We start from the raw sequence: 13,068 nt of genomic DNA, 5'->3' as shown, positions 1-13,068 counted from the left end.
AATTCTATTTGCAATTTATCATCAACTATACTTAGGTTCATTTTGATATAAGTAAGTATGATCAAGAATTAACTTCTATAATATAGAATATTTCTCTGCAAGCAGAATTAAAAACTAAAAGTGTATTAGACGTAGGTTGGGTGGAGGCTTTGCGTAACCCAACATCCTGATATATGTTGGGTTGCGCTCCGCTCCACCCAACCTACAATTTTTTTGCAATATTTTAGCCTAGACAGTCCATTACAAGACTACCGATATTTTTTCAGAAATCAAATATGATTCCTATAATATATAATATTTCTCTACAAGCAGAATTAAAAAGTAAAAGTACTCCGCAGAATGCCGATAGTAACTGAGTCACTATCTGGTGTGTTACCAGGCTGTATAAGATGAATTATCCCTGGTGTAATACTGATATTATCTGTTAGCTGTAAACGATAAAATGCCTCAATTTGAGTGGTCGTACCTGGTTGTCCACCGGCACGTCCTAAACCTGTATTGATAAAATCAGGGACATTATTGCCTATAGGTAAATCGCTACTAGTGATTTTAGGAGGTTGACCAACATAAATTCCTCCTAAATTTCCTTTAGCAAATAAATCAGGGAAATTTAGAAACACCATATAATTTGTCGTTTCTACACTTCCCGACTGCCCAGGAATAAAAGATTTAGTATAACCACCCCACGCACCTGCACTAATGCGGGGAGAAATTTGCCAAGTGAGAGTTGCTCCCACAGCGTTAGTTTGTAGGGGTGCTGATTTGCCGGTAGTGGTATTAACTGTAGTTAAGCATTCATCACCAACAAAGGTTAGTAAACAACCATCAGAAGCGTAATTATTAACGTAATATAAACTTAAATCTAGAGTATCAGTTGGTGTCAGCAGTAATTGTACACCTGTGGTGGTGGTTCCATCAAATAAACCGCTACCTTTACCAGGATTACCTGGTTGATAACTAGTATAAATTGCTTGCAAACTAGCACGTTTCGCAAACTGCCAATCAATAGCTATACCGCCGTGACCGTATCCCATATTTAAAATTGGGTTTCTTTGGGCAAAATAAGATAATGGCCCTGTTGCAGCACTTTCTACCCGATTCGGGCCTCGGAAAGCAGCTGGCATACTTACACCTTCTGTTCCCACCATTACTGCTAATTTATTTGTCACCAACCAATGAAAATTTAGGTCACTTACAATTAAGCTATCTGTAGGAAATTCGTAGCCAAGTAAAACATCATTTCGGGAAACACTATTAGTAAATCTCGGTGTAGTTTTTCCTTTACCATCTAAAAGACCTGTAAACAAGTAACTGTTGGGAGTGATTTGGCTAGTTAAATACAGCTGCGCCAGGGATATAACATTAATATTTGTCCCGGCATCATCTGTATCTTTTTGTCCATCTCTAGGATTAACATCACCACGATTATTAGTCCGTCCTTGAATGCCAACTATCAGTAGTCCACTGAGTTTGGTTGTTGTTGAAAATTGGTTGGCTTGAATTTCGGCAGTTTTGGCTTCTAAACTATCGACACGACCCCGCAAAGTTGCTAATTCTGGAGCAAATTCTGACTGTAATTTTTGTAATCTTGCTAAATCTTCACGAGTGACTAAATCACTGGTGGCTGTAGTGATTAATTCGTTAACTCTATCTAAACAAGCATTCACACCCGCAGCAAATTCATAGCGAGTTAAGGCGCGATTACCGCGATAGTTGCTATCTGGATAACCAGCTATACAACCATAGCGTTCCACCAAAGACTGCAAAGCTTGGAATGCCCAATCGTTGGGTTGTATGTCCTTGAGTTGAGATACCGATGTAACTTGCGCCATCGGTTCTTCTGGGGAGAGGGATGAGGGAATAAGATTATCGTCCTTAACTCCTATCTCCTGAGTCGTTACTTTATTTATATACTCTTGTGCTAATGCTTTTTGTGCAACTCCATTTACTCCCGCAATTAGTAACCATGCGAGCATCCAGATTTGGCGACGACTACGGCTAATAAATCTACCTTTCAATTTTTTACACTCTGCTCACATACTTAAGTGAAGAGTGTATTCGGGATCGTCTAGGGTTAACATGGGGACATTTACGGATTTTGTCTCAAATTAGACTTAATGCTTCTGGGCAACTTTTGAAAGGGCGAGTATAACAGGGTATTGGGTATTGGGGACTGGGGACTAGGTACTGGGGACTAGGAAAGAGTTTCTCAATCCCTAATCTTCAATTCTCTAATCCTGAATTTATGGCAAATCGTTCACGCAAGCTGACGCCAAAAGCCTCTAAACCAAATCAACCTCGTGCTGGTGGGATGAAACGCATCGTTAAAAAACCCCAGAAAAAGCTAAAACGAGGAAGTTGGTTTTCGTCAATACTAGCGATCGCAATTCTCTTAAGTAGTGCTAGTCTAATTATGGCTTTTGCCTGGATTAGCGTTCTCTTCATGTTCAATCCAGATAAGGTAAGCTGGCTAAATAAAATTTTACCGACATGGGCAAAAATTCCTCTTGGTAAACACGAACGCCCCCAAACTCTCAAACAAATTAAGCTCGATTTGAGTAAAAAAAACCAAATATTTGGGGAAACTCTGCCTTTACATCAGGATGTGAAAACCTCATTTTTACTGCCAGTTTTTCAACAACGTGCTAATTGTCAATCTGATTGTGAAGAACTGGTGGAACTCAGGGTTTACGAGCGTTCAGTTGAGTTAGAGTTTAAATCTCAGTCAGAAAATTATTACTATCTAGCGACTCAATTACCTATAACTGGCCCAGATGAATCCTTTCTAATTTCTTCTTTGCTTGATGGAACCTCAGAACCCCAGGATATTAGTATTCCCCTACCTTTAACGGAAGTGCAACGCTTTGAAGGTAAGACACCATCATCAGGGGTTTGGTTTGATTTGCGGGGTAAACGCCAACAAGGATCTAGTTCTATCCGCTACGGTTATGTCGTATACTACAATCCAGAACGCACGAATTTATTACAAATGTTGTCTTGGACTAGTCCGAATGGACAATTACCCAAATGGCAGCAGGTAACTGGTGATGGTACAAAAGAGTTAGTTATCGATCAAACTGTAGGTTTAGAACCGCACTTACAGGTTTACCAAGTCAAACCTCTGAAGTTATTCCTCAAACCAATTCAATTGGAGGCAATTAGCCTCAAATCATCAACCCTCAAGGATTCTGCATACCAAAATGCCTTGTCAATTGCCCGTAGTGGATTGTGGACACCAGCCTTTGAATGGTTGAAATTCATCAAGAAACAGCGCAAAGGAGTTTTACCAGAGGCGGCGCAAGCACAAATGGATTTGATTCGCTTGCATTCCCAACTTACTAAAATTCAAGCCCAGAAAATTTGGGTAAGTCCTAGTCAAGAAGTGTTGGCAGATTTGATTGATGGTCGTTGGGAGAAAGCTTTACAGGTATTTGAAGCCTCGCCACATAATGCCCAAGAAATTGCTATTCTACTCAAATCTGATGAAAAACGGTTGTGGAATCGCACAGTTGCGGCGTTGCAGGTAAACCCAAATAGACGAGAAGTACAAGCTTGGTTTGCGTTGATTTTAGCAGTTCAGAGGGGAGAAGAACACGCTAATTCTTGGTTAAAGGCGCAACCAAAAATTACAAAAGAGAATCTTGACTATATTCAAGGTTTGTTAGCAAGACTCAATGGTGAGGGTACAAAATCGCAAATATCCTCTACTCACCCTAGTCAGATTGTTGGTACGGTGCAACCAATTACTCAAGTTACCAACACCGAATGGCTGCAACCAAATTCCCCAGCAGATTTGAAACTTACAGATAACCAAGTTTGGTATCAGGTGGAGGTGAGTGCATTTAATGACGGGAAACGCTGGCTAAATTTCCCCTTTGAGAATTTCAACCCACCGAAAACTGACACCGCCAAATTTTTCTGGAAAACTTTGGGAATCACTTCTGACCCGGAAATCCAGATTGTGGTCTGGTTGCAAAATGGAGAACAAAAAATTACTATAGCCGCTATCAAAGCGGTGCAACTACAGGGTAAAGTTTTACGCCTATTAGTTGCTGTCCCAAAAATTCCAGATAATCAAAACGATGTTCTTCAACCTAAGCCTTTAGCCTTGACAAATGCAGCACTGGAATGGGTGCAACCATCTCCTATTACTCTACGAGAACTGCATCAACAAAATCCCCAAGGGGTGAAGGTAATGCTATCGAGTCTGTGGAAATCTTTACAGGAATCTGGTGAAGTTACGCCTGGTGCTATTCCTAGCTTTGAACAGAGACAGGAAAAGGTGGGTGATTGGCCGGTTCAAGTGATTGATTTAACAAATAACGCTCAACCAGAAATAATACTGACTATCTCACCAGCAGCAATAGCATCCTTGAATCACCCTACACCTGAAGTTCAGGGAGAAAACACAGAGCAACGCCGCGATCGCACTATAATTTTGTCTGATGGAAATAAAGTTATTTACACTGATTTTACAGGGAATTACTTACAAAGACTCTCGGCGATCGCCAAGCTTTCAGGAGTACAATCCTTAGCTTTACTGGTAGAAAATGCTCATAACTATAGTTTAAGGCGCTGGTCAGAGAAAAATCAGCGCTTTGAATAACATAGCCCTGATGCCAATTTCCCCTTTACTCAAACTTAAATTAGAGAGGGAAAAAGCGTGGGCGTAGCCCGTCGTAGACATCGCTATCTACAAGACTGACTTATTCTTTTTCGTTAGTTTCGGCTAGACGTTGGTGCTTCAGGTTTTCTAATTGCTGCAACAGAGAGTCTACCTCTGCTTGTAAATGCATCAATTTCGCTTGCTGATCGTCTTGATAATAAGACTTGGTTAACTTAGTCACCCAGGCAGTCTGGGACTCGCGATCGGAAACACTAGGTAAATAAGTAGGCATCGCTAATTAAATCCACAATTTAACTCACACCATTAGAAATAATATAATAATGCTCTTTTAAGCTTTATTAAATTATTGATTAAATTATTGTATATTTTCAATTAATTACTCTAATGGATTTTGGGTTCAATCATAAAAGACGGTGATTGTAATGGCTGTGTTCCAAAAAAAACACTGTCCCAAGTGTGTAAAGCTTTCTTTTACTGGACGGTACTTAGGAAGAGTTAATTTCTAGCCTGGTCAATTCTGATTGTACAGATGATTATCGCCGTTTTTGGGGAATTTACGCAAGAAATTATATGTAGACCATATCAAGAATTACGCTAAATCATGAAAAAACCTTTTAAAACATCCTCTAAGTAACGTTTTGTTATTTGACCATAAATGGTATATTGGCACTTGACCCGACCGAGTACAAACTATGCATAAGCCCACAGGACAGCAAACTAGAGGTGTTGTACTCAGTACTATAGGACAGGAAGGGGAAGTGGGCAGATGAATAAAAATACTGGGCAAGGTAGTGTTTTTTCCCTATTTAAAGGCGTACCCCTCAGTCGCATCTTGGTAGCGTTGTTTTTGCTGCAAATCTTGCTAGCCGTGGGATTGACTGCATATTTATCAATCCACAATGGGCAAAAGGCTGTCAATGAGGTAGCTAATGAATTGCGCCATGAAGTTGGCAATCGAGTCGAGCAGAATTTACAAACTTATTTGTCAACTCCGCGTCAGTTACTACGCAGTAATCAAAATATCATTAATATGGGGTTGCTGAAGATAGAGAATCTGGCAACCTGGGAGTCATACTTAATAGAGCAGTTAAAGATTTTTCCCGATGCGTTGGCAATAACTGCAAGCAATGAACAGCAAGAATATTTAGCGGTAGAGAAGCTCAACGATCGCCAATCTTTACTCAGAAAAGCCGATAAGTCAACTGGGTACGACCTCTATACCTATATAATTGACTCGCAAGGTCAACGTACTCAATTACCAGAGGTGATTAAAAACTACGATCCGCGATCGCATCCTGATTATCAAACAGCAGTTACCGCCAAAAAATTCAGCTTTAGTCAGATTTTTACACCCCGCACTGAATCAACACTCCTAATTAGTGCATCTCTTCCTATCTATAACTCCCAAGGGGAATTACTCGGAGTCAACAGCACTCTCACTCACCTATCACAAATTGGAGATTTGCTGCAAAAGATCAAAGTTGGCAAGTCTGGGCAAGTTTTTATTATCGAGCGCTCAGGGCTATTAGTTGCAAGTTCCACAACCGAAGAAGCATTCCGTTTACAAAATGGTAAACCCATTAGGTTGGCAGCTTCCCAAAGCGGAAATTCTTTGACTCAAGCAGCCGCTAAATACTTAAAAACTAAATTTAGTAACTTTGACCAAATTCAAAGTTTACAGCAACTAGATTTTTCCTTTGATGGCAAACGACAATTTTTAGAAGTTAGACCCTTTGAAGACAAAGCCCATGTCAATTGGTTGATAATAGTTGCTGTCCCAGAAGCAGACTTTATGGGACAAATTCATCGCCACATTCAAACTACAATTTTTCTCTGTCTGGGAATATTAGGACTAGCTACTATATTAGGGATTGTCACCGCTCGTTGGATAAATCAGCAAATTTTGGATTTCAGCATGGCGACGAAAGATTTAACTGATTTTCCCAATGGCAAAGACTCAGTGGTGATAGTAGAAGGCATTAAGGAATTAGAAGCGCTGGGTGGATCTTTTAACGAGATGGCGCAGCAGTTACGCAAAACCTTAACTGCACTGATTACCAAAAATGAAGATTTAGAATTGCAGGTTAAGCAGCGAACTCAAGAATTACAGCAGCAGATTCAAGAACGCATTAACAGCGAGCAAAAACTAGCCCAGCATCTTCAAGTAATCACAGAACTGGCAAATCACAAGGCGGTTTTTGAAGGAAATTTAGAAACAGCATTGAAAGTCATTACAGAAAAAGCAGCCAATGCCTTAGAAGTAGAGCGAGTCAGCGTGTGGTTATTCAATAGCCAACGCACCAAACTACAATGCATAAGTCTTTATGAACGTAGCAATCAGAGACATTCGGCAGGTTTAGAACGCAACCTTGCAGATTATTTAATCTACTTTAAATCTCTGGTGGCTGCTCGTACCATTGCCGTCTGTGACACTCGCACCGATCCACGGGTAGAAGAATTATGGCATGAATTCCTCGAAGCAAATAATATTGTATCCCTAATTGATACCAGTCTTTGGGTTGGGGGCAAAATGGTAGGAACAGTATTGTCTGAACAGGTTGATATTCCCCGAAAATGGGAACTGAGCGAGCAAAACTTCGTTAGTTCAATCGCGGAAATTGTCGCCCTAACCTTAGAAATATGCGATGTCTACGACGAGCTTCGCTTACGCAAACGTGCAGAATCCGCTCTCTATGAGGCTCAAGAAATCGCCGAAGTTGCAAATCGTGCTAGAACCACCTTTTTAAGAAACATCAACCACGATCTGAGGACTCCCTTAAACTCCATTCTGGGAATCACCGAGGCACTCAAAGATCAAGTCTACGGCCCTGTGAGTGAAGAACAGCGTCAGTCTTTAAATATGCTCGAATCTAGCGGTAAGAACCTCCTAGAATTAATTAACCAAATCCTTGATTTGACTGATACCGAATCCAGCAAAATAGAACTGCAACTAGCTGCTACTTCAATTCCGAGAATATGTGACTTCTGCTTGAGTTTTGTCAAAGATTTAGCGTTGCAGAAAAATATCCGGCTGAGGGTGCAAATACCCGAAGAACTCGAACCCATTCAAGTTGATGAACGCCGCATCTGCCAAGTATTTATCAACCTATTAACTAACGCGATCAAGTTTACTAAAGAAGGAGGCGAAGTTTGGATTGAAGTTCAGCCAAATTCCACCAATGAATATATCTTTTTTAGCGTGGTAGATACGGGGATTGGGATGCTTTCTGATGACCTTTTTAAACTATTTCAACCATTTGTACAAGTTGAAAATGCCTCTACCCATCGTTCTCCAGGCACGGGTTTAGGATTAGTGATGGTGCAAAAAATTGTCGAGTTGCATGGTGGAACTGTCCACGCCGAAAGTCAGTTAGGTAAAGGTAGCCGATTTACAGTCAAACTTCCTTGGAAAAAAGCGGGGGAATGGAGAGTCTAGGGTATTGGTGCATTGGTCATTGATTTTTGACAAATGACAAATTTTAAAACCGACCTAATTGTAAACTGTAATTAATACTGAAGAACCAACCATCAAAATCAATGTTTTCGTCGGTTGAACTCCCTAAACTTACTCCAGCTTGCATATTCATATTAATGGTATCGGATATTCGGTAATTTAAGTGTCCGAATAGTCGATAAAGTTGGTCTTCTCGATCGCGGTGTGTAAAGTCTGATAAGTTCATTTGGTAGTCAATACCAACCTGGAAAGGCTTTTGCAAGTAGTAGTTTAGAGATACCCAAAAGGAATTGATGATCCGATTACGACTTTCGGGATCGGCAAAATTTATACTCAACTCGTAGAAGCTATCTAAGCTTAATCTTGAAGTTAAGGGATCTCGCCGTCCTAAAGACAGTTGCAGGGAATTTTCATTTAAAAAGCGATCGCCTGATTTGAAGCTATCCAAGCGATCGCTGTTGTTGGCATAAAATAACTGTTGATTGCTCCAACTGATTTCTCCGTACATTCGTTGGGATAGCTGCTGATAAAGACTGAGATTGAATCTCAACTGGTTGTAATGATATTGTGATTGATTTATATAACGAATGAGATTCCCATCAATTGAGCCGTTTAAAAAAGTCTTAGATCCCAAAGGTAAATATGTGGAGGCTAGTGTTAGTCCAGAAATAATTAAACCATCTTCTATGGGACTATCATTTGAGGAAAAAATATTATTTGTCTGGAAGTAGCCGACACGTCCCTGTAGATAGCCGATAGGTTTAAACTGAGGTGCGGGTTTTTCTGTCGGTGGTAGTGGCTGCTGTTCTAGGGGTCGTAACCGCACCCGCAACCCCAATTCGCGATCGCTATTAGATTCAAATGGTGGTTTTGGCGATCGTAGCACTTCTATTAATCTTTCTAGCCTTTGGGACTGATTTCTCTCAGGCAAATTTAATAGTTGCTCTTTTGAGTCTGAAGGAGATATGGGCAAATTACTTGGCTGCGATTCTAGCTGCGGCGGATCGTTTTGCTTTTGAGTATCGTTAGGTTGTTCCGTTTGCTCTGGGGTTTGAGTCGTTTGTGGTGTCTGCTGTGCTAGATTTAACGGCATCCGAGAGTCTAAAGAATGGGACTCACTCGACAGCTTGCATAAAGAGTTAATTGCCTTTTGCTCCAACTTATGGCATGACTGCTGATAATTTACCTGTGTGGTTACTAAACTGTTAGAATACCAAACATCTGTAATTGCAGATTCTGCCGCATCTACTCTAGTGCAACACCAACTTCCACCACTGGATGTTAACAAAATACAAAAAAACAACTTTTTCCAGTTCTTTGGTAGCATCTGGTTAGATCGCGTTCAGCGCGTTTGGCGAATATACACCCACAGACTGCATCGGAAGTTCCGACTCAAAGGATACAGTTAATTGCATACATTTTAGCTTTGTAGGTATATACTGAAACTACAAACTAAAGTTGCTACTTTTCGGATTTATTCTCAGATTTTTTACAAAGCTGAGATGCTCCGAGCCGATTTTTTCTGAACTTTAGTAAAATTCACTCAGTAAATCATTTTACAGCAAATCCCTAAAAACTCATTTTTTCAGACAAGCGATCGCCCTCAGACCGATCTGATTAGAAAAGTTTATCTGTAAGGTACTCTTGATTTAATTGTTTATATGTAAGTGTTAACTTTGAACTCTTGCATCGGCTTGATTGCATAAAATGTCAGTTTCAGAACAAAAACTTTAATAAAGTAAACACATAGTTTATTCGCTATCTATTCTATCTATTAAATGTAAACTAAAATCAAAATGATTTTACCTCAAAAAACTTACTCTAATAATTAGTAGTAGCTTAAACCTTGACTTTTTTGAATTAATTGAAGTTGACAAATTCTCAAATTATGTTTCATAAATCGTTTCCACTATTAGTAATTGCTTTATGGGGAGTTATAGTACTGCCTTTACCAAATCGGGTAAATGCCACAACTCCTCTTACACGAGCGGAAATTCAGAACCTCCGCAACTTAGTACAGCTAATACCCAGAGATAGACACAAGAAGCGTCCTGCACGCAAATTAGATGCAATGATTCCTGGGGATGGATTGTCAACAGGTCAAGCTTCTTTAGCGGACTTGCGCTTTAACGATGGCTCTTTAGCACGAGTTGGCGAACAGGCGACATTTCAATTTTTACCAAAGACTCGCAGTTTTAGACTCTCAAACGGAACTGCATTACTACTTATCCCACCTGGAAGGGGGGAAACACGTATACAAACGCCAAGTGCAGCAGCAGCAATTCGTGGTTCAGCATTATTTGTACGCTACAACCAACAAACTGATACCACGATTGTGGGTGCGCTGACCAATAGCGGCATTGAAGTTTCTAATAAAGAAGCTTCTCAAACTCAGGTGCTGCAAGCAGGACAGATGATGGTTATAGTTAAAGGCAAATTTCAGGGTTTATACGATTTTGATCTGAGAAATTTTTATCAAACCAGCGATTTAGTTCGGGGATTTGATTTAAATAGACAAAATCCTACGCCGACACCCGACCCAGCGATCGCTAGCGTTCAAGCTGAAACTGTTGCGGCTTTGAACGCACAATCGCCGATAACAGGTCAGGGAGTCGTTGAAAACCCATCTTTTGCAGAGCTAACTACTAGTCCTGCAACTTCCTCCACTAATGACACAATCACAAGCAATTCCCCAGTAGACCCCATTAGAGATAATTCCTCATTAAATTCCTTTGAGGATGTAGGACAAATACTGTTAAATACTGAGCGGCGATCTGGGATAAATAGTATCAATAAAAACCCAAGCATTCTGAATAATAACGTTGGTATTGATTCTAATAAAACCCCAACAATACCTCAAACCTCCCCAGTAGAACAGCCGACAATCCAAAACACCCAAAATAATCCACAACCCGGCGGTGGAAGTACTATCACTCCAGCAGTAACTACACCTGTCATTCCAACAGAAACTACACCTGTAACTTCAACAGTAATTACACCTGTAACTCCGACAGAAACTACACCTGTGATTCCAACAGCAACTACACCTGTAACTCCGACAGAAACTACACCTGTAACTCCGACAGAAACTACACCTGTAACTTCAACAGAAACTACGCCTGTCATTCCAACAGAAACTACACCTGTAACTACACCTGTAACTCCACCTGTCACCCCAACAGAAACTACACCTGTAACTCCACCTGTAACTCCACCTGTAACTCCACCTGTAACTCCACCTGTAACTCCAACCAAATAAAACTGCTAATGGGATAAGAGACGCTCTGTCAACGCCCCGCGATCGCTAACAGCACTCACTCAGCACTTTGCTATATCACAACTGTTAATTAACAACTGCTTCTACAGCCGCCAAAGCAAAAAGTGATATTCCCTACGACCAGATGGCATCTGCTAACGCTAGATTAAATCAAGGACAGGACTTACACAGCGTTCACCGGATATCCTTATATAGTTCAATCACTTTCTGTGTGTAAGTTCCCAGGAACTAACTTGTTGCTAAAGAGAACATAAACTTATGACTTTTGATTACGACCTGTTTGTAATTGGTGCGGGTTCTGGAGGTTTGGCGGCTTCCAAACGAGCGGCTAGCTACGGCGCAAAAGTGGCGATCGCTGAATATGATTTAGTTGGTGGCACTTGTGTGATTCGTGGTTGCGTTCCCAAAAAGCTCATGGTCTATGGCTCTCACTTTCCCGAACTGTTCAGTGACGCTTCAGGCTATGGCTGGAAAGTGGGTAATGTTGAGTTTGACTGGGAATATTTCATTACATCTATAGATAAGGAAGTTCGGCGACTGTCGCAACTACACATCAGCTTCTTAGAAAAAGCCGGAGTAGAACTATTTTCCGGTCGCGCCACATTGGTAGACCCCCACACCGTAGAAGTTGATGGACGTAAAGTTACAGCAGACAAAATTTTAATTGCTGTTGGTGGCCGTCCCATCAAGCCAGATTTACCAGGGATGGAACATGGCATTACCTCTAACGAAATCTTTCATTTAAAAGAACAACCGAAACACATCGTTATTATTGGCGCTGGTTATATTGGTACAGAATTTGCCTGTATTATGCGCGGATTGGGTTCAGAAGTCACACAAATTACCAGAGGTGAAAAGATTTTGAATGGATTTGATGAAGATGTCCGTACAGAAATTGAAGAGGGCATGACAAACCACGGAATTCGCTTGATTAAGAATAATGTGGTGAAAGCAATTGAACGTGTCCCAGAAGGGTTGAAACTGACTTTATCAGGTGATGACCAAGAACCAGTAATTGCCGATGTGTTTTTAGTAGCGACCGGTCGAACTCCCAATGTAGATGGACTAGGTTTAGAAAACGCTGGGGTTGATATGATCGCTAGTTCTATCGAAGGGCCCGGATACCCTACCACAAATGCGATCGCAGTCAATGAATATAGTCAAACTAGTCAACCAAATATTTTTGCTGTTGGCGATGTCACAGACCGAATCAATTTAACTCCTGTGGCCATTGGCGAAGGTCGTGCCTTTGCCGATAGTGAATTCGGCAATAACCGCCGCGAATTCAGTCATCAAACAGTACCCACAGCCATATTTTCTAGCCCAGAAGCTGCAACAGTCGGCTGGACAGAAGCCGAAGCACGGGAAAAACTCGGTGATGCTGTCAAAATTTTTCGCACTCGCTTCCGCCCCATGTACCACAGTTTGACTGGTAAGCAAGAGAAAACAATGATGAAGTTGGTGGTTGATAGCAACACCGACAAGGTTCTAGGCGCTCACATGGTAGGTGAAAGTGCAGCTGAAATCATCCAAGGTGTAGCGATCGCTGTTAAGATGGGCGCAACCAAAAAAGACTTTGATGCTACTGTGGGTGTCCATCCCTCAGCCGCAGAGGAATTTGTCACAATGCGGTAATAAGAGTTATGAGTTATGAGTTGTGAGTTATGAGTTGAAGAAAGAAACTCATAACTTAAAACTTAAAATTCCTAA

General features: G+C 40.9%; 7 protein-coding genes. 4 read left to right on the top strand and 3 right to left on the bottom strand.

Features of this window, described 5'->3' with window-relative positions:
- Positions 1-314: 314 nt before the first annotated feature.
- On the bottom strand, positions 315-1,976 hold the full coding sequence (locus HWQ37_RS31075) for an iron uptake porin (RefSeq protein ID WP_292754515.1): 1,662 nt from the start codon (positions 1,974-1,976) through the stop codon (positions 315-317).
- 269 nt (positions 1,977-2,245) lie between these two features.
- Between HWQ37_RS31075 and HWQ37_RS31070 the strand changes: the two genes are divergently transcribed.
- On the top strand, positions 2,246-4,606 hold the full coding sequence (locus tag HWQ37_RS31070; protein ID WP_292754512.1) for a hypothetical protein: 2,361 nt from the start codon (positions 2,246-2,248) through the stop codon (positions 4,604-4,606).
- 100 nt (positions 4,607-4,706) lie between these two features.
- Here the strand turns inward: HWQ37_RS31070 and HWQ37_RS31065 are convergent, their stop codons facing one another.
- Positions 4,707-4,898, bottom strand: coding sequence for a hypothetical protein (locus HWQ37_RS31065; protein WP_292754509.1), 192 nt, complete (start codon positions 4,896-4,898; stop codon positions 4,707-4,709).
- 495 nt (positions 4,899-5,393) lie between these two features.
- Here HWQ37_RS31065 and HWQ37_RS31060 point away from each other — a divergent pair, with 495 nt between their 5' ends.
- Entirely contained in the window at positions 5,394-8,063 is a 2,670-nt protein-coding gene (locus HWQ37_RS31060; RefSeq protein ID WP_292754506.1) for a sensor histidine kinase, read from the top strand.
- Positions 8,064-8,106: 43 nt separating this feature from the next.
- On the opposite strand, the gene HWQ37_RS31055 is transcribed toward HWQ37_RS31060, so the two are convergent.
- Entirely contained in the window at positions 8,107-9,408 is a 1,302-nt protein-coding gene (locus tag HWQ37_RS31055) for a hypothetical protein (RefSeq protein ID WP_292754503.1), read from the bottom strand.
- A gap of 561 nt (positions 9,409-9,969) precedes the next feature.
- On the opposite strand from HWQ37_RS31055, the gene HWQ37_RS31050 reads away from it, so the two are divergent.
- Positions 9,970-11,340: a FecR domain-containing protein gene (locus tag HWQ37_RS31050; RefSeq protein WP_292754500.1), complete on the top strand. Its 1,371-nt coding sequence runs from the start codon at positions 9,970-9,972 to the stop codon at positions 11,338-11,340.
- Positions 11,341-11,616: 276 nt separating this feature from the next.
- Positions 11,617-12,993, top strand: coding sequence for a glutathione-disulfide reductase (gene gor, locus HWQ37_RS31045; protein ID WP_292754498.1), 1,377 nt, complete (start codon positions 11,617-11,619; stop codon positions 12,991-12,993).
- Positions 12,994-13,068: the final 75 nt, after the last annotated feature.

It is taken from the genome of Nostoc sp. NMS4 (genome assembly GCF_017115095.1).
GTDB lineage: Bacteria > Cyanobacteriota > Cyanobacteriia > Cyanobacteriales > Nostocaceae > Nostoc.
Note: the sequence above shows the minus strand (reverse complement) of the source record. Positions and strands in the feature narration are given on the sequence as shown.